Source organism: Ammoniphilus soli, from assembly GCF_040813775.1.
In genome coordinates this window covers 1-19557 of the sequence record NZ_JBEGDL010000034.1, presented here as the reverse complement: position 1 = coordinate 19557, position 19557 = coordinate 1, and the positions used below count along the sequence as shown (strand labels likewise).

At 38.0% G+C, this 19557-nt stretch carries 19 protein-coding genes; 1 reads left to right on the top strand and 18 read right to left on the bottom strand.

Annotated features, from left to right (window positions below):
• Positions 1–77 precede the first annotated feature (77 nt).
• The 18 genes from ABLT31_RS31705 to ABLT31_RS31620 all read right to left on the bottom strand — a co-directional run bounded on the left by ABLT31_RS31705 (position 78) and on the right by ABLT31_RS31620 (position 17920).
• Positions 78–1487, bottom strand: a complete 1410-nt coding sequence (locus ABLT31_RS31705; protein WP_367759254.1) for an undecaprenyl-phosphate glucose phosphotransferase — start codon at positions 1485–1487, stop codon at positions 78–80.
• Complete coding sequence (locus tag ABLT31_RS31700) at positions 1481–2353, bottom strand: glycosyltransferase family 2 protein (RefSeq protein WP_367759252.1); 873 nt, start codon at positions 2351–2353, stop codon at positions 1481–1483. The genes ABLT31_RS31705 and ABLT31_RS31700 overlap by 7 nt, the downstream gene beginning before the upstream one ends.
• Positions 2354–2452: 99 nt before the next feature.
• Positions 2453–3316, bottom strand: a complete 864-nt coding sequence (rfbD, locus tag ABLT31_RS31695) for a dTDP-4-dehydrorhamnose reductase (RefSeq protein ID WP_367759250.1) — start codon at positions 3314–3316, stop codon at positions 2453–2455.
• Positions 3309–4328 (bottom strand): dTDP-glucose 4,6-dehydratase, encoded by a 1020-nt coding sequence (gene rfbB / locus ABLT31_RS31690; RefSeq protein ID WP_367759248.1) that lies wholly within the window; start codon positions 4326–4328, stop codon positions 3309–3311. Before rfbB ends, rfbD begins: the two co-directional genes overlap by 8 nt.
• 12 nt (positions 4329–4340) lie before the next feature.
• Positions 4341–4886, bottom strand: coding sequence for a dTDP-4-dehydrorhamnose 3,5-epimerase (gene rfbC, locus ABLT31_RS31685; RefSeq protein ID WP_367759246.1), 546 nt, complete (start codon positions 4884–4886; stop codon positions 4341–4343).
• 9 nt (positions 4887–4895) lie between these two features.
• Complete coding sequence (rfbA, locus tag ABLT31_RS31680) at positions 4896–5789, bottom strand: glucose-1-phosphate thymidylyltransferase RfbA (protein WP_367759244.1); 894 nt, start codon at positions 5787–5789, stop codon at positions 4896–4898.
• A 15-nt stretch (positions 5790–5804) separates the two neighbouring features.
• Positions 5805–6764: a glycosyltransferase family 2 protein gene (locus ABLT31_RS31675; protein WP_367759241.1), complete on the bottom strand. Its 960-nt coding sequence runs from the start codon at positions 6762–6764 to the stop codon at positions 5805–5807.
• Between the two features lie 33 nt (positions 6765–6797).
• The gene (locus ABLT31_RS31670; protein ID WP_367759239.1) at positions 6798–8588 is read right to left on the bottom strand and encodes a glycosyltransferase family 2 protein; all 1791 of its coding nucleotides are present in this window, start codon (positions 8586–8588) and stop codon (positions 6798–6800) included.
• 8 nt (positions 8589–8596) lie between these two features.
• Entirely contained in the window at positions 8597–10264 is a 1668-nt protein-coding gene (locus tag ABLT31_RS31665) for a glycosyltransferase (protein ID WP_367759237.1), read from the bottom strand.
• Positions 10261–10806, bottom strand: a complete 546-nt coding sequence (locus ABLT31_RS31660) for a class I SAM-dependent methyltransferase (RefSeq protein WP_367759236.1) — start codon at positions 10804–10806, stop codon at positions 10261–10263. The genes ABLT31_RS31665 and ABLT31_RS31660 overlap by 4 nt, the downstream gene beginning before the upstream one ends.
• On the bottom strand, positions 10803–12101 hold the full coding sequence (locus tag ABLT31_RS31655; protein ID WP_367759234.1) for an ABC transporter ATP-binding protein: 1299 nt from the start codon (positions 12099–12101) through the stop codon (positions 10803–10805). Before ABLT31_RS31655 ends, ABLT31_RS31660 begins: the two co-directional genes overlap by 4 nt.
• A 24-nt stretch (positions 12102–12125) precedes the next feature.
• Positions 12126–12926, bottom strand: coding sequence for an ABC transporter permease (locus tag ABLT31_RS31650; protein ID WP_367759232.1), 801 nt, complete (start codon positions 12924–12926; stop codon positions 12126–12128).
• 321 nt (positions 12927–13247) lie between these two features.
• Positions 13248–13556, bottom strand: coding sequence for a hypothetical protein (locus ABLT31_RS31645; RefSeq protein ID WP_367759230.1), 309 nt, complete (start codon positions 13554–13556; stop codon positions 13248–13250).
• A gap of 391 nt (positions 13557–13947) precedes the next feature.
• Positions 13948–15018 carry a glycosyltransferase family 4 protein gene (locus ABLT31_RS31640; protein WP_367759309.1) on the bottom strand — a complete coding sequence of 357 codons (1071 nt, stop codon included), beginning with the start codon at positions 15016–15018 and terminating at the stop codon, positions 13948–13950.
• An 83-nt stretch (positions 15019–15101) separates the two neighbouring features.
• Positions 15102–15836: a WecB/TagA/CpsF family glycosyltransferase gene (locus ABLT31_RS31635; protein ID WP_367759228.1), complete on the bottom strand. Its 735-nt coding sequence runs from the start codon at positions 15834–15836 to the stop codon at positions 15102–15104.
• Positions 15837–15970: 134 nt separating this feature from the next.
• On the bottom strand, positions 15971–17131 hold the full coding sequence (locus ABLT31_RS31630; protein ID WP_367759226.1) for an aminotransferase: 1161 nt from the start codon (positions 17129–17131) through the stop codon (positions 15971–15973).
• Positions 17128–17625: an Lrp/AsnC family transcriptional regulator gene (locus ABLT31_RS31625; protein WP_367759224.1), complete on the bottom strand. Its 498-nt coding sequence runs from the start codon at positions 17623–17625 to the stop codon at positions 17128–17130. Before ABLT31_RS31625 ends, ABLT31_RS31630 begins: the two co-directional genes overlap by 4 nt.
• A gap of 100 nt (positions 17626–17725) precedes the next feature.
• Positions 17726–17920 (bottom strand): RNA chaperone Hfq, encoded by a 195-nt coding sequence (locus ABLT31_RS31620; RefSeq protein ID WP_367759222.1) that lies wholly within the window; start codon positions 17918–17920, stop codon positions 17726–17728.
• 158 nt (positions 17921–18078) lie between these two features.
• Here ABLT31_RS31620 and ABLT31_RS31615 point away from each other — a divergent pair, with 158 nt between their 5' ends.
• Positions 18079–19422 carry an ArnT family glycosyltransferase gene (locus ABLT31_RS31615; RefSeq protein ID WP_367759220.1) on the top strand — a complete coding sequence of 448 codons (1344 nt, stop codon included), beginning with the start codon at positions 18079–18081 and terminating at the stop codon, positions 19420–19422.
• Positions 19423–19557 lie beyond the last annotated feature (135 nt).

The following is a 19557-nucleotide window of genomic DNA, read 5'->3' as shown; positions in this document are numbered from 1 at the left end:
GGATAATAATAATTAAGTTGGCAATTATATCTTTACAAAAAAAGACAAGGCCAATTTTCTGACCTCGTCCTTTGAATCTAATATGCATTCTTATTTATAAATCCGTTAATGATGGTCTTCCAAATAATTTTAATATCAAATAACAATGTCCAATTTTCTATATAGAAAATATCGTGCAGTATACGATCTTCAATAGAGGTATCCCCTCTTAGCCCATTAGCCTGCGCCCAACCGGTTATTCCAGGACGAACATGGTGTTTTATCATATATTTCGGGATATCCTCTTTAAACTGATCAACAAAATACGGACGCTCTGGTCTTGGGCCAACCACACTCATATCTCCTTTAAGAACGTTAAAGAATTGAGGCAGCTCATCTAGACTTGTTTTACGCAGAAATGAACCAAATTTTGTCTTTCTTGGATCATTCTCAGTTGTCCATACTGTATCAGACACCTTCGAATTGGATACATGCATAGACCTAAATTTATACATCATAAATGTACGGCGATTCAACCCTACCCGCTCTTGCTTGAATAAAATCGGACCTGGTGACGTTAGTTTTATTCCTACTAGGATAATTAACATGACAGGAGCTGTTAAGATAATAGCCGCAATGGCAAAAACAATATCAAATAGCCTTTTCCAGAATCGGTTAGATACCTCGTCCAAAGGAATATCACGTATATTAATCATCGGCATATCCGCAAAATTATCGAATGAAGGCTGTGCCGGCAGATAATCATAAAAATCAGGAATAATCAATGTCTTGACTCCTGCTTTTTCACATACATTAATGATCTCCCCATACTTTTCATGAGCGCTTAGCGGCAGCGCGATAACTACTTCATCAATAATATGTTCACCTTCTAAAATCGATGCTAATTCATCTACTTTACCAATAATAGGTTTATATTTTCTAGTTTCTATGGGATGACCCTTAATAAAATCATCAAGAAAACCTAGCACTTCATATCCTAAGTGAGGATGTGAGTATACATTATCATGAAACTTGCGGCCTAAGTGTCCTGCACCTACTACGAGAATGAACTGCTTGTTGAAACCCTTGGATCTGAATTTCTTAAGGAACAGTTTTAATGATAATCGGAAAACAAGAATGAAAACTATACTCAAAAATAGAAAGATCCCCAGAAAAGCACGAGAAATATCTACTTCTTTATAAAGGAACAAGAAGCTCAATAGGAATAGCATACTAACAAAATGTACCTGTATAGCTTTACCAATTTCAAAAGCAAACTTCTTTTTCCTTTTCGGCACGTAAAAGGAAAGGAGATAACCTGTAGCAATAGCAAAAGCCCCATATACTCCAGCCCAGAAACCGTATGTTGTAAAGCCTAGATGCGGCTCATAATCAAAAATACCTACTTGAAACTTAAGTATCCAAGCAGCCACGAAGGCCATTTGGATAATAATAAAATCAGTTAAAGAATAGGCTTGTGTTAAAAATTTTTCTTTCCCTCTTACCATGGTTTCACCTTCGTCATATTTAATAAGATGGATGAAAGCAATTTGACTGAAATCCCGGTATAGACTAGACCCCGTACATAAAATGGGTATTTATTCCTATAGTGTTTATTATAAAACAAAAACATAGCCCGATGGAACTCATAAATGATTTTATTTGGCTTTTTTTTACTGCTAGCTCTCTTCAAATGAAGAATAGATGTTCTAGGATAGTACTTAATCTTCCATCCAGCGGCTTTAATTCTATAGCACCAATCAATATCTTCCCCATACATAAAAAAGTCCTCATCTAAGAGGCCCACCTGATCAATCACTTCCCTGCGCAGTAGCATAAAGGCTCCAACAAGGCTGTCTACTTCATGCTCTTGATCCGGATCTAAATGCCCCAACTGATATTGATTAAACCTCGGAATCGCAGGGTATCGTTTATGAAATCCAAGCATGTAATAGAAAGAAGCTTCAGGGGTTGGATAGCCTCTCTTACAAGCTTTATCCAACGAACCATCCGGTAGAAGCACCTTGCAGCCGCTTGCCCCGATAGCTGGGTTTTGCTCCATGTAATCCATCATGATTTGGAGCGTATCTTTATCAATTATGGTATCGGAATTTAATAGTAAAATATATCTACCTTTTGATATTTTTATTCCTTGGTTATTCGCTTTGGAGAAACCAAGATTCTTTGTATTTTTAACAAAATGAACTTGCGGAAATCGTTGTATAAGCTCCTCTTCAAGTCCTATCTCTGTCGATGCGTTATCAACTAAAACGATTTCGTATTTAAAACTCGTATCCGAACAGAATACGGATTCGATGGCCTGTAGCGTTAGATTCTTTGTATTATAATTTACTATGATAATGCTCAAATCCATCTTATCATCTTCCTCTGATCTATTTTCCATAACTAAAAGTATAACACGGATGATGATAGGATTTATTATTAAAATATTAACAAAGAATAAAGCACCTTACTAGAAGGTGCTCCTTTGATACTCTTTTATAAATATTTTTAAGGAATCACGCCAATGCGGCAGATCGCTCAAACCATTTAAACGGATCGCCATGTGGTCCATAACAGAGTACTCTGGTCTTGGAGCAGGTCTTGGGAACTCGGCTGTAGTAACCGGGTTAACTTTCATACTTAAGCCAGCCTCTTCAAAAATAGCTTTAGCAAACTCATACCACGAACAAGAACCTGTATTCGATACATGATATGTTCCATAAAACTCAGTCTCTATAAGATCACCGATGAAACGAGCTAGGTCCACCGTAAAAGTAGGAGAACCTACTTGATCATGGACTACGTTTAATTCGTTTCGACCTTCTGCAAGCTTAAGCATGGTTTTTACAAAATTGGCTCCGTGCAGCCCATAAACCCAGGAGGTGCGTACAATAAAATATCGTGAATGCAAGGTCTGGACAAATTGTTCACCAGCCAGCTTGGATCGTCCATATACCCCTAATGGACTAGTAGGCATAAATTCATCATAAGGTTGAGTGCCTTGACCATTAAATACATAGTCCGTACTTATATAAACCAGCTTAGCTGCTATTTTCTCCGCGGCAACAGCAACATTTCTTGTCCCTGTTGCATTCACGCGAAACGCCTCATCCGGTTCTGATTCGGCTAGATCTACTTTTGTATGGGCAGCAGAATGGATAACAATATCAGGACGGATCTCTTGAAAGACTTGAGAAACATGATTGAAATCTGTAATATCCAGTTGCTCACGACCGCACCCATAGACGTCATATCCACGATCTTTCAATTGCTTGACCAAATCCACCCCGAGCTGTCCATTTGCACCGGTGACGAGTACCTTTACCCTATCCATCGATTTTCTCCCCGTACTGGCGAGAATAATAAGCCGTATATTCACCGGTCTTTATCCTTTTCCACCATTCTTGGTTATCCAGATACCACTGAATCGTCTCCTCAATTCCCGTATCAAATGTATATTGAGGTTTCCAACCTAATTCTGTCATGATTTTAGTTGGATCAATGGCATAACGTTTATCGTGACCTAAACGATCTGTGACAAATTGAATCAAATCTCTTGATTTGCCCAGCTTGTCCACAATCAATTCTACAATCTCGATGTTTCTGCGTTCATTGTGTCCACCAATGTTATATACTTCCCCCGGTCTTCCCTCGTGAATCACAAGATCAATTGCTGAACAATGATCTTTGACATGAAGCCAGTCACGAACATTGTCTCCTTTCCCGTACACCGGAAGAGGCTTGTCTTCTAATGCATTTGTAATCATTAAAGGGATAAGCTTTTCCGGAAAGTGATAAGGTCCGTAGTTATTCGAACAACGTGTAATATTTACATTCATTCCAAACGTCTCATGATACGAACGGACGATCATATCAGCTCCTGCTTTGCTTGCAGAATAAGGGCTATTTGGAGCTAACGGTGTTTCTTCCGTAAAGTAGCCGATGTCTCCGAGTGACCCATAGACTTCATCGGTAGAGATTTGGACGTATTTATGGATGTTGTTAGCTTTCGCAACATCCAAAAGGGCTTGTGTTCCCAAAATATTATTTTTGATGAAAACATCTGGATCGGTAATGCTGCGATCCACATGGGATTCGGCCGCAAAGTTTACAATTACATCGATCTGATAATTCTTTACTAAGAAGTCCACAAGCTCACGGTTGGCAATATCGCCTTTTACAAAAGTATAATTAGCCCTATCTTCAATTTCCTTAAGATTTTCAAGATTTCCCGCGTAAGTTAACAAATCCAGGTTAACTATTTTATAATCACTATATTTCTGGAGCATGTAGTGAACAAAATTACTTCCTATAAATCCAGCACCGCCGGTTACTAATACATTCATCTGTTTCTCTCCTTAGAAATTGATTTCCGCATCCTTCAATAAAGGAAGCTTGGAATCTTTATCTGAAAGAATAGGCCTAGAAGTAGGCCAATCTATACCAATGTCTGGATCATTCCAGAGAATACCACGATCGTTTTCTGGAGAATAATACTCATCAACTTTGTAAAAGACTTGCGTATTGGGAACAAGTGTGCAAAATCCATGAGCAAATCCCTTCGGAACCAGAAGCTGTCTCTTATTATCTTCACTTAAGATGACCCCTACCCATTGACCAAACGTAGGAGAATCCTTACGGATGTCTACGGCCACATCGTAGATAGCCCCTGTTAAAACTCTAACCAGCTTAGTTTGAGCCTTGGGATTTAATTGGTAATGGAGTCCTCTAATCGTTCCTGTTTCCACAGATAATGATTGATTATCCTGAATAAGCTTGATATCCAATCCAGACTGTATAAATCTTTGTTCATTGTAGCTTTCCATAAAAAAGCCCCGGTTGTCTCCGAACACTGCTGGTTCAATAATCACGACACCATCAAGCTTGGTTTGAATGATATTCATCTTTTTTGGCTACCTCACTAATAAGTATAAACTGCGATTCGAATTAGCTACTCTAAGAAGATATTGCCCATATTCATTTTTCAGCATAGGTTCAGCCAGGTTGAGCAGTTGCTCACGAGAAATGTAACCCATATTGTAAGCAATCTCTTCTAAGCAAGCTACCTTTAAACTTTGTCGTTTTTCAATCGTCTCAATGAACTGAGATGCCTCTAGAAGAGATTCATGGGTACCGGAATCCAGCCAAGCATATCCACGACCTAAGATTTCTACGTTTAATTCTCCCTGTTCCAGGTAAACCTTATTCACATCGGTAATTTCAAGTTCCCCACGAGCAGATGGTTGAATATTTTTGGCAATATCTATCACACGATTATCATAGAAGTACAAACCAGTCACAGCATAGTTGGACTTTGGATCAATAGGTTTTTCTTCAATGGAAATAGCTCGTTTTTGCTCATCGAACTCTACTACACCGAAGCGGTGAGGATCACTGACATAATACCCAAATACACTTGCACCAAATTCTCTTCTAGCTGCCTTCTGAAGCAATTGAGTAAATCCGTGCCCGTAATAGATGTTATCCCCGAGAATTAAAGCAACACTATCATTACCGATAAATTCTTCCCCAATAATAAAGGCTTGAGCTAATCCATCTGGGGATGGTTGAACGGCATAGGAGATAGTAATTCCTAAATCTGCACCATCTCCTAAAAGTTGTTCAAATCTAGGTGTATCTTCAGGAGTGGAAATGATTAATATCTCACGTATGCCCGCTAACATCAGGACGGAAAGTGGATAATAAATCATAGGCTTATCGTAGACTGGCAACAATTGTTTAGATACAGCTCTCGTTAGAGGGTATAAGCGGGTTCCGCTTCCTCCGGCAAGGATAATTCCTTTCATAATTTAATCTCTCCCTTATTTAAACCATTTACGAATTTCCATTGCCGTCGCTTTTTTTCTTTCCATAACTTTTTTTCTTTTGATACAAGCTTTTGGCAGTAGTTTAATAAATTGTAACCATGATTTTATTAAATAGGGTTCTCTCATCAGCAGGTAAGTCATGGCCATAATTTCATAGAACAATAACCAAGGCAAATGGATCAATATATTAATAAAGAAATCATTTTTAACCATCAATAAGTATCGATTCTTAAAAGAGTGGATCTTCACGGTCTTATTGATCTTTTTCCTATTGCCTTTTTTCCAACCTCTTTCGTGAATCCCTTTTGCATGTGGAACAATTATTGAGTCCCATCCAAATAATTGTCCTCTCCAGGCAATATCTACATCCTCTTTATAGGCAAAAAAATCCTCATCGAAAAATTGCCCTTGGATGGTTAGGTCTTCGACAAAACGTCTACTGTATACAGCAGCAGCACCACATGGTCCAAAGTTAGTTGCAACATTAAGTTCTAGAGATGTTAGTTTTTTATCTTGATAAATATCATAAAAGCTACGGTTTTTCTTTGCTCCAATTCCTAACGAATCAATAGTTATTTCATCCGATCTTAGTAGTAAGCCTGAAGCCATTCCAACAGTTGGGCGTTTAGACATTAATTCTAAAATATTTTGTATATAACCAGGTTGAAGTTTAACATCAGGATTTAAGGTTAAGATATAATCAGTGTCTTCTACTTGGCGAATACAATAATTGTGTCCTCCGGCATAACCCAGATTTTTTTCTGATTTAACAACAGTGACTTCATCAGGTGAAAAAGCTTCAATGGTCTTTAGAGTTTCATCTGTCGATGCGTTATCTAGTATATACACTCTCTTTCTAAAAGCTCCTGACTGGCTGAGAACACATTTTAAACAATCTGCAATCTCCTTACTACTATTAAATGTAACTATATGAATAGAGATAAGGGGTAACATGATTTACCACCCGTCAAATATTAAATTATTTTATTATCTTGATAATAATAATTGTTTTATTTTTGTATATAATTTTTTTTGTATTTTATGGGCAATAACTTTCCAAGAAGTATTACTCACCTGATATATAACTGATTGGGGACGATTAAGGATTTGTTCTACATCTTTGAATATTTCCCCCGCTGACACCTCAATATTATGTTTAAAGTGTTTTTCTCTTACAATATTAAGATAATCATCAAACAATTTCTGTCTCTCGTGATTTACTTGAGGTAAAGCAGGTACCCGGTATATTGATGTAAGCTTCTCCACAAATAAGAAGTCATATTTTAAGGCATATCTTAACCAAAGGTCCCAATCTTCTAAAACCTCTAGGGACAGATCAAACCCTCCTAATTCCTTATATACCTCTTTTTCAAACATAACCGTTTGGATAGGGAAGTAATTATGGTGTAACAAAACTAGACGATTAAACTTTTCTCGATACTGTACATTATGGAATAATTCTTTATACTGATACGGTTCCTTAGATAAAATTTGTATCGGTGTCTCAAAAGCAATGGAATATGCAATTTTATACTGCGGATTTTTGGCTAGGGATGTACATAGAACTTCAACATGATCAGCGTAAAACAGATCATCGTCATCTAAGAAATTTAAATATTTCCCGCTTGCTAAATCCAAAGCCATGTTTCCCGCTACACATCTTCCCACTTTTTCCATCGTTGCCTTATATACAATTTGCAAATCAGAAAATTCTTCTTCAATAAGCTTTCTAGAAACATCTGGTCCATCCTCAACAACTACAACCTCAATATTCTTGTAAGTTTGGTTTCTCAGGCTTATTAGAGTCTCTCTTAATACAGAGGGTCTTTCGCAGGTTCTAACTATTATAGAAACAAGCGGTCTCTCTTCGGCAAGTTCATTTACATAAAAAGCACCATCACGAATCAACTCATAGTCCCACCCTTTGAAATCGGGCTTAAAGGTTACGTTTCGATTATCTTTCTTCCACTTCCTGAATTTACGCCCTTCTACAAAACTACGAAACAAATTTTTTCGAATAACCTTTTTATGATCTGGAGACGGTCCTTTAATAGCAAAGAGACTGTTAAATAAAGCATAGCCATTTAAAATATCCTTTAGGTTGCCGAACTTATACCTTAACATCAGGTTATTATACGTACTATTATAGAATTGATTTGGCTTTACTTCGCCTGCACTCATATAGGTGTAATGATAAACGATACTTTTAGGTACGTATACAGTTTTGTAACCATTGGCTCTAAATCTCCAACTTAAGTCCACATCTTCGGCATACATAAAAATATTCTCATCGAACATTCCAATGGAGGAGAAATAATCTCTTCGAACCATACAGGCTGCAGCGCTAGCCCAACTGGTTTCCATTGTTACAGGATTATATAATTTCGGATGTTCATAAGGAAACTGTCGAGCTTCCCATAAGCCAATATCGTCATCCGAGGTTTCTGCAGCTTGAATCAATTCGGATATAGAATCCTTCTCTAGTTCAGTATCAATATTTAGGAAAAAAATATAGGGTTGTTGGGTATTCTTTACACCTATATTATTAGCTGGTCCGAAACCAACATTATCTTGAAGAGCAATAACATTAAAGCCACCAAAAAGGGCTTTTTTATTATATTTTTGTAAAATATCTAATGATCGGTCTCTTGAATTATTATCTACAAATGTTAGATATATATTTCTCAAAGGATAATTGACTTTTTCAATACTTGACAAACAATTTTCAATCCACTTTTCTGAATTAAAAGAGACTAGAATAATATCTAGTGTTTTCATTTCTATATTCACATCCTCTTATTGTCCCTAAACAAATTTCTAATTTTGAGTGCTACCTTAACTTCAACTTGACTAATAAGTTTGTTCAAGTTATGCTGCATTCTCTCTATTGTATTATTTTTTTCAGCTATTACTGATTCAAGTTCATATATACGCTGTTTTTTACAATGAAGAGTTTCCAGCATTTTATTTTTTTCTTCAATCTCACCCTCATATATTTCTTTCTTTCCCTCTAATTCTTCGAGCTGCTCTTGGAGGGAGCGAATTTCTGAATCCTTTTCTTTCATTTGGTTTTTTAACCATTCAATTGCTTCATCTCTTTCCTTCACCTGATTTCGAAGCCATTTTATTCCTTCATCCCTTTCACTAACCTGCTTTTCTAGCCATGTGATATATTTATCTTTTTCTTCGATAATAGTGTTTTTTTCCTTATATTGTTCTTTATAGAAGTTAAGTTCTGCGTAAGAGATCATTTTAATATTGGCTTGATCCATTGAATGCTGACGATATTCAAGTAATGGATATGGAGCCCTTTTCGCACTCCACCCCTTTTTGATCATTCTATGAAACAAGTTATAATCCTCTGGAGTTGACTCTTTTTCAATATAGCCGCCTACATCATCAAAGGCCTTTCTTTTATACATAGACGATCCATGAATAAAATTATGACCTGCATCCAACAAACTAAGAGACTCATGATTAAAATCGGGAAAATTAATAATAAAGAAATTCTCCTTCACAGGTCCTCTTCGTTCTTCAGCAAACCCATCATAAACTATCTTGGCCCGGGGACCAAATAGAGCAAAATCGGTATAGGCAATCCCACATTTATCATTCGAGTCAAGGATTCCTATTGTCTTTTCCAGATAATCACTTCTAAATCGGTTGTCTGCACCTAAAAAGCAAATATAGTCCGATGTAGTAAGTGAAACGGCTTTGTTGAAATTTTTTACAATTCCCAGGTTTACTTCATTCCTATTATATTTAATTAAATTGGGATATTTTTTTGTATATCCCATAGAGACTTCCATTGTATTATCAGTGGAACAATCATCGGTAATTAAGATTTCATCAGGAGGTATTGTTTGGTATAGTACAGATTCAATTGCTTCAGCAAGAAAAGGACCGTAATTATAGGATGCAATAATAACTGCTATTGTGGCCTTTTTAAATAATGTTGTAGAACCTACGCTAATAACGTTATATTTGGTATTTTCCTGTTGCAATGTTGATTCAATATAAGTTAAATCTTCCGAAGAATCCATAATCCAACGAAAATTACTGTCATCCTTTTTTATACTATCTAACCCCTCAAGATCAGGTGGATATTTATCTGCTAAATCTCTCTTCGAAGCCTTTAATTGAATCTTCCCCCCATTAATAACAATACTAATAAACCTGTCTAATAAATTAGACTCAGCTGAATTTAATAGGTCTATCGGATAAAAGTATTCAAAAGGGTAGGAGAATTGTTTCAATATTGGTAAATAATATAGTTCGAGTACCTCATGCGATCCTTCAATTACTATAACGACATGCTCATCATTTTTTAAATCATACTCTTCAAGGGAAACAACTTTCTTGGAGTTGAGTTGTATCATTTGGCGGTAAAAGCTATCAGAATCAACCGAACCTTCGCTAGCCCACGGATAAACTCCCGAAAATTTTAATATCATTTTGTATAAACCTCTATTCTAGTCGTGTATCCAAGATGTTCATAATAATATTCCTTTACCATCAAAAACGGAAATCTAGCTTTATACCATTTATCAATATGATTAGTAATTAAAATCCCTGTATCCGACAAATGTTGATCGATAATACAATATATAAGATATAATGACTCTTTAATATAATGCGGATACATCAAACCTGATAGTACAATAAGATCATATTTATCATTTTTAATTTGGGGTATATTATAAATTGATAAACATTTAAATGAAACCTTACTATTAATATTATTTGCTGCTAGGCTTACCGCACTTTTAGAGTTATCAATTCCCAAGATCTTTTCTCCAGGTAGATCTCTAGTTATCAAGCCATTTCCGCATCCAATGTCGAGCACATTTTTATATTTTTTTTGTGGTATCTCTGCGAGTAAAATTTCTTTTCTTTTTAAAAGATCTTTATCAGTTTCAGTGAACCAGGGATCATTACTCTCGAGCGTTAATGGGAAATTACTTAAGGTTTGATCCATAACAGATTTTCCCTTCATTGGATTTTAGAAGCAACTTCCATCGGTAGGCTTACCAGTGCCCATCTCGTTTTATTCGGCTCATCATTTACTTTGAAAACAACCGCATTATCAACTCTATCAAAGAATGTATTAGTTGGTATAGCATCAACCATTAATAAAGTAAGCGAATAATTTCCAGCTCTCAATTTATTTGTAAAAGTGAAATTGATTTCACCACATGAACCCTTAGGTAGATTTTTTATTTCAACATTTTCATACTTAGTGTTTGTACCTACTATCTCTAGCTGGTTTTTATCTCTTATGTGTATAGCAGCTACAATCTCAGGAACTTCAACTTGTGTTTCATAATACACCTTAACTGTTACTCTTTGATTAAATTCTATCTCGTTTATTTCTCGGTCATCCTCATCTACTATTCTTGAGTAGATAATCTTTACTTCACCAGTTCCTTTTCTAGTCGAAGCTACAGCTTTTTCAAAACGGTCTCTATCAATCTCTGAGAACTCAAATCGAAAATTATCTTTATTTCCAGCTACTTGGATATTGTCACTACCAAAATCTTTCTTTCGGAGATACTCATGCTTCGCTCTTTGATCATTAATATATTGATCGCAAACTTTACCACTATCTCCAACTTCTTTTATTACTCCATTTTCCAAATAAACAGCCCTATTGCATAATGTTTTTATGGCCCCAATGTCATGGCTTACAAATAAAGTAGTGCATCCTTTTTCCATCATACTTTTAATTTTATTCATACACTTAACTTGAAAGGCCATATCCCCTACACTTAGCGCCTCATCTACTATAAGTATTTCTGGCTCAACATTAATCGCCACAGCAAACGCTAGTCTGGCAAACATTCCACTAGAATACATTTTTACAGGTTGATGAATAAAGTCCCCAATATCGGCAAATGTTAGTATTTCATCTAATTTCTTTTTCATTTCATCTCGCGTAAAGCCCATAATTGTACCATTAAGAAATATATTTTCCATGCCAGTGTATTCAGGGTTAAAGCCGGCACCTAATTCTAGCAACGCCGAGACTCTTCCTTTTACCGCAATAGAACCAGTACTTGGAGTCAAAACTCCTGAAATCATTTTTAAAAGTGTTGATTTTCCAGAACCATTTTTACCTATAATTCCAACAGTCTCACCTTTTTTAATTACGAGATTAACATTTTTCAGCGCAAAAAACTCTCTGTGGTAATTTCTTGATGAAAAAGGAATAATAGATTCTTTTACTCGGTCTAGTGGATTATCGTATAGTTTATAAGCTTTAGATACATTAGATATACTAATAACTTCCACAATCTGTTCCCCCTCTAAAAACTCTTACAAAACATCAGCAAAATGGGGTTTTAACCTTTTGAACATAACAACTCCAATAATTAGCAGGATGATTGTCACTGACCAAAAGTATACTGTCATGCTTATATCATGCCAAAACCACTTGTGATATATGAAGGAATTTCTGTAACCCTCCACAATATAATATGCCGGGTTATATCTCAAAAAGCTACGATACTCAGTTGGTATTATGTCTAAGGACCAAACAATAGGAGATAACCAAAAACCAAACTGAAGGAGCATCGCGACCAGTTGTCCAATGTCCCTTAAAAAGACCGTAAGTGAAGACGTTATCCACGTAATTGCGACAACAAAAATAAAACTAGAGAACAGATAGTAAAATACTTGCAAACTATAAAAATCAGGTTTATAACCATACATTAGTAAGACTATTATTAAAAGAACTAAGAAAAACATGTGGAATACTAAAGCGGAAAAAACCTTAATGATTGGCAGCAAGCTAACTCTAAATACCACTTTTTTTACTAAAAAACTGTTTTCTACTATAGAATTAGTTCCACCATTCAAGCTTTCAGCAACAAAGAACCATGGTATGATTCCAGCCATAAGCCATACAATAAAAGGGTAATTATCAATTGGTTTGGACCGAAATCCGATTTCAAAGACAAACCAAAAAATAAGTATTGTAAGAATAGGATTAACAAGTGCCCATAAAATTCCTAAATAGGATCCTAGATATCTAGTTTTAATATCATTTTTCGACAGCTCAAATATAATTTTTCTCGTTTCCAAAATCGAAATTAATACATTGTTTAATTTCCCCATTTTTCTCCCTCTTAACCAGTTTTCTTCAAAGAATTAAAAGCATGTGCTTTTGATAAATGTTTCTTAAGATTTAAGAAACGCTTTTCTACGAAATGCCAAGAAAAAATTGATTACATTAAGATCACCGGAAACGAAATCAGGAAATTTCTATAAGCAGACATTAAGGTTAACCAATCTATTCCACCAAGTACCCTTTCAGGCAACACACCTTGACTACAAACGAAAATAAAGAGTAATCAGAAACACATACAATATAACCGTTCTATTCTTGAATGAGCCTAACATTCCATATATGGCTACAATCAAATAACAAAGAATTTCTTATGGAATAGTGCATATTGAACCATTTACAGCATGCTTATATATGTTATCCTCAAAAACACCAGGTAAAACATACTGCACTAGGAACAATAAAATTCCTTGCATATAATTATATGTCTGGGGATGTTTTAAATAATCATTAAGCGGTAAAGAAGTAACCAATGGCCCAAGAATAAAAGTAGATATAAGTACTGCAAATATTAACCCTGGGAAGATTCTAAGCATCCTGGATAATAAATAGTTCTTTAATACTGGATTACGGTCAAAACTTTGTGTTATTAAAAATCCGCTTATAACAAAAAATGCCAATCACTATCCTACCATAGGTCCATTGACCTTTCGAGATTTTAGAAAAGAGTTCGGTTTCACTGCCGGACAAAGGAAAAGAGTGGAAAAAATAACAAGAGTTGCAGCAACAAACCTTAATAAATCGAAATTATTCTTTTTATTTTTTGAAAAATTTAATATAGTGTTCCGTTATTCATAATTCCTCTCCTCTTTGTCATCCATCTATTTATATCAAGTCAAATTATACGATTGTAAGTTTTTGATAAATGTTGTCGACGACTATACCATATTACCATATATACTCCAAGTCATGCAGTGTATGATATAAAGCAATTTAACAATTTATTGGGATCCTATCCAATCACAGTAAAAAAGCCTGGGCAATCCTCCCAAGCTTTTCTTACTGTCTTATCTACTTCCACGACCTATTTGCCAACTTATACCTCACACGAATAATCCTCGCCATCCGAAGCAAAGGTCGATTCTTCTTCCCAACCAATCCAATCACTTCAGAGCCTAACTCTAACATGATCAGGACGGCCCCTACAATAATCGCTGCTCCCCATAAGGTGGACTGGGAGAACAATACTGCCGATAAGGCAAACACTGCGCTGATCATATAGATCGCAAGCACTGCTCCGCGATGCGACAATCCCATTCCCAGCAAACAGTGATGCAGGTGGTTTTTATCCGGCTCGGAAATCGGTTTCTTGTTCACGATTCGACGAATGATTGCGAAGAACGTATCAGATAATGGTACGCCTAAGATTAGAATCGGAACTAAGAAGGCAATAACTGTTAATTGCTTAAATCCTAGAATAGATAGCGCTGCTAAGCTGAAACCTAAGAACAACGCGCCCGTATCCCCCATAAAGATCTTTGCAGGGTGAAAGTTATAGAATAGGAAACCAATGACTGAACCTAACAAAATCACACTCAACAAAATGGCAAGCGTATTTCCCATCAGAAAAGCCATTACCATAGTCGCTGCAATAGCGATTCCGGAGACTCCAGCTGCTAAGCCATCTAATCCATCAATCAGGTTGACGGCATTCGTGACTCCAACGATCCAGAAAATGGTAACTGGAATGCTCAGCCACTTAAAGTAAACTTGCCCTTCGAAAGGCAGGTTGATGAATTCAACGCGAAGTCCCATGCTCACTACGACAATCGCAGCAATGATTTGGCCCAGCATCTTGGCTTTCGGAGATAATTGATATTTATCGTCAAGGGCACCGGTGAGGACGATGATGGTTCCTCCAATGAAGATACCCCATGCTTCTTTGGTTAATGGTACGAATAAAAAGAAACAAATCGCAAATGCAATGTAAATCGCTAAACCACCTAACCTCGGCATGATGCGGGTGTGAACTTTCCGATGATCCGGCTGGTCCACGACACCCCAAGCGATCGCTAGTTTTTTCACCAAGGGAGTTGCAATGAGCGTTAACACTAAGGCCAAAGCAAAATATAGGAAATACATAGCCACGAAAAAATCCTCTCCCTACTTATTCTCTCTATATCGAAATTATTTTAGTCGGTTCTAGGCATGGCGTCAAATGGCATTCATTTCTTTTTTGCGGCAAAATAGGCTTTTATTGCGAATTTAGGTAGGGCAAGCTGTCTTTTCCAGCGTGATGGTTGAGATATCAAGCGATAGAACCATTCCAGATTTAACTTCTGCCAGAAGGCTGGGGCCCGTTTGACTTTTCCTGCTATTACGTCTAAGCTGCCGCCTACGCCGATGGCGATTTTCGTATGTAGTCGATGCTTGTTTTCATAAATCCATTTTTCTTGACGAGGAGCTCCGAGAGCTACAACAAGGAAATCAGGATTCGCTTTATTGATCTCGGCAATGACTTCTTCTTCCTTTTCTTTAAAAAAGCCATTGTGGCGTCCTGCCACTATAAGATTCGGATAGCGCTCCAAAATCTTGTCGGTTGCCAACTGACTTACTTCTTCACTTGAGCCTAAGAAGTAAAAGGTCCATCTCTGTCTGTCTCCTTCTTCTAACAAACGGATCAGCAGATCATAACCCGCTACACGCTCGGAAACCGGATCATCATTCCACTTGGACGCGATCACGATGCCAATGCCATCAGGGGTAATTAAATCGGTGTCCTCCGAGATGCGCTTTAACTGAGGGTCTTCTAGAGTCCCCATAACAAATTCGGGATTCGCTGTGATCACATGAAAGAGCTTGTCTCGAGATTGATTTATCGTATCACGAATAAGTTGCACCGTTTCTTCCATGGTTAATTTGGAAAATGGAACACCCAATATGTTCGCTTTATTCTTCATTTTCTGCTTTTCCTTTATTTAGACGTTTTTCCACCACAAAAGGTTTCACTTTTATTTATAGCATAGGATTTCTTTTTTACCAACAGCTTATTAGCTTTTAGATGAAAAAACCGTGGGGAATCCCCACGGTTTCGTTAATTTATCTGCTTTAAAAATTGATCGATTCGTTCAATCGCCTTTTCTAGGTTTTCCATTGAGGTTGCATACGAGCATCGGATATGCCCTTCTCCACCCTGTCCAAACACATGACCAGGAACAGCCGCTACTCTGGAATGAGTGATTAGTTTTTCAGCAAACTCATCTGAGGTTAGACCTGTTGAGCGAATCGATGGAAAAGCATAAAACGCTCCTTCTGGCACTAAACAATCCAATCCAATCTGTTGAAAGGCTTTGCTGATATAATTTCTACGCTGACGGTAGCTTATGACCATCTCGTCTTTTAGCTTTAATCCACTGCGCAGGGCTTCTACGGCCGCCCATTGCCCCATAATGGGAGCACAGAGCATGGTGTATTGATGGATTTTCGTCATCGCTGAGATGATATCCTCTGGACCCGCCGCATAACCGATCCGCCAGCCCGTCATTGCAAAGGCTTTAGAAAAGCCGGAAATCAGGATCGTTCTATCTTTCATTCCCGGTATGGAAGCAAAGCTGAAATGAGGTTCGTCATAGCTCAATTCCGCATAGATTTCATCAGATAAAACCAATAGATCGTGTTTTTCGATAAGCTGAACGATAGGACCCCAGTCCTCCCGGTTCATGGTGGCCCCCGTCGGGTTATTCGGATAACAGAAGATCACGGCCTTGGTGCGGGATGTAATTCTTTCCTCTAGAGCTTGTGCCGTAAGTTTAAAGTTGGTTTCCATCGTTGTGGGTACACTCACCGCTACCCCGCCAGCCAGCTTGACTACCGGTTCATAGGAAACATAGCAGGGTTCAATGATGAGTACTTCGTCACCAGGATCAAGGATGGCTCGCAGGGCCACATCGATGGCTTCACTCGCCCCTACCGTCACTAACAGTTCTTTTTGATCATTATATTGGACTTGAAAAGATTCGTAGAGATAATTGGCGATCTCATAACGCAGTTCAGGTAGACCACTATTGGAAGTATACGTCGTATATCCACGCTCCATCGTGGATATACTGGCTTCCCGGATCGACCAAGGCGTCACAAAATCGGGTTCCCCTACTCCTAGGGAGATAACATCTTCCATCGTATTCGCTAAATCGAAATACTTGCGGATCCCGGAAGGGGGAATGGATTGAATAGTTTGAGATAATCGTCGATTCATGGGGTCACAACCATCCTTCTGTCGCCATCTTGCTGATCATAGATGACGCCGTCATGCTTATACGTTTTTAAGATAAAATGTGTAGCGGTGGAAATAACGTTATCGAGAGTAGAAAGCTTTTGAGCCACAAAAAAAGCTACTTCCCTCATGGTTTTTCCTTCAATGGTAACGGATAAATCATAGGCTCCGGACATTAAATAGACCGACTTCACCTCAGGAAAACGATAGATCCGTTCAGCAATTTCATCGAAACCCTTGTCCCTTTGAGGGGTCACTTTCACATCGATCATCGCGGTTACTTTATCGTCACCTTGGATTCTGTCCCAGTTAATTAAAGTAGGATATCGCAAAATCACTTTGTCTTTTTCCAGTTGGGCAATGGTTTCTTTGAGTTGCTCTTGTGGGATATCCAGCATCATGGATAGCTTGTCAATGCTTTGCCTAGCATCCTGTTCGAGCAAAACGAGTAATTCAATGATTTTCTCCTTTTTCACTCCGCACTCCACCTTCAGTTTTTCAAATATTTTATCACACACACCCAAAAAGAAATAGCCTTAGTCAAATAATGACCAAGACCATTCTGATAAGACTTGCTTATGAAGCAATAATGGTAGAAAACGCGGACTTATAAATCATCGCCTGCTTGTCCCCAGTTTGGCGGATAACAACAACATAGCGATCGAACGCTTCCACGTAGCCTTCCATATGAACTCCATTTTTTAAAATGAACTTGATATTTTTCTTCCCTTGTTTGGATGTATTTAAGATTTCATCCTGCTGAATATTCATATTTTCCTTTTCGGATGTCATATTGTCATTGTTTCCTTTCCTGCATGATTTTGTAAATCTATTTTATCATGGCGTTTCTGCTTTTACAAAAATCTTTCCGCTGAATTGACAAATGGATATGCTTCTCATAACATCGTTACAGAAGGAACGGTGATCCCATGGTTTTGATTCATGTTTTATTTACCCTATTATTTGTGATTAATTTTATGTTAAAGGGTTATCTGGTATGGTATGTAGATACCCAGCCCATCTTTGATTTTGCCCGTTACTATCAAGCGGCCATCGATTTGGCTGACGGGCATGGATTTGTCATGTTCGGCCGGACCACAGCTTTTCAGGGGGTAGGTTATCCCGGCTTTCTCGCCTTTTTCTTTTCGATGTTTGGCCCAAGCCTATTGTTAGCCAAAAGCTTGAACTGGATACTTAGCCTCCTATCGGCTCTTTTATTTTATCATATCGCAAAGCGTTTCCTGCCGTCCGGCGTTGCCATGCTGGCAACCACCCTTTATATTTACTTGCCGAAGGAAATTCTTTATGTGAATGTCCTGGGAAGTGAGCTTCTATTTAATGCCCTCATGCTTGGATATTTAGCCAGCTATTTTAAATCTTGGCCAGAACAAGGGAAAAGAGCTACCCGTCAATGGATCTGGCTAATTGGAGCAGGACTGCTATTGGGCTGCATGAGCCTAGTCAAACCTCTCTCGCCATTATTCGGCTTTCTTGTGGTGATAGGAGAACTCGGACGCTGTATAGGAACTTCCCTGGCAGCTCAAAAAGGAGTCTGGTGGAAAGGGATCCTCCGAACCGCCGTGGTTGCTATCCTTTCCATTGCTGTGATTGCTCCTTGGACCTACCGAAATTATCAAGTGTTTGATGCGTTTGTTCCGATGACAACAAACGGAGGATATGTGTTGTACGTCAACAATAATCCGTACGCGACAGGTGCCTGGATGGACCCTTACACCATACCTGGTAGTCCCATTCACGAGGTTTCCTATCCCGAGAGCGACCCTCGCTTTGAGGTCGAGATGAATCAACGGCTAAAAGAAGCAGCGCAGGAATGGATTATAGACAACCCTGGACGTTTTATGCAATTGATGCTGTACCGCTTTTATGAGACCTTCTATACCAATTGGGACTGGAAATGGGCCTTCGAATCTAATGAACCGATCATATCGGACCAAACCAAAGCTGTCATTCATCGTGTGACGATGGTCATGCATGGTATCCTAGCGTCTCCATACTATTTAGCCATGCCCGTTGTCTTAATAGGTTTCCTTGGTACGGCCTTGAGCCGGCGTAAAAGAATGAAGATGGGACTGGGGACTTGGGAAAAAAGTTTAGCTCTCGTGTTGTTCACGATTCCTGCCCTCATGATTACAACGGTCACGATGATCTTTGAAGGTAATTCCCGCTATTCCTTCCCTTGCCATCCAGCCTTTGCGGTCTATGCCGCGATGGTGCCTTGGCTAGTGACCAAGCTATATAAAACGAATAATTAATAAAAGTTTGATTGTAGCTATTACAGGGTAGCCAGACCACCTTTAGTGGAAACTTTTTATGCGAAATAAGGATGATAAATCGTAAGCGTCTAATAAGTCAGTGTATGGAAACTTCCCTAAGTCTTTGAGACAATC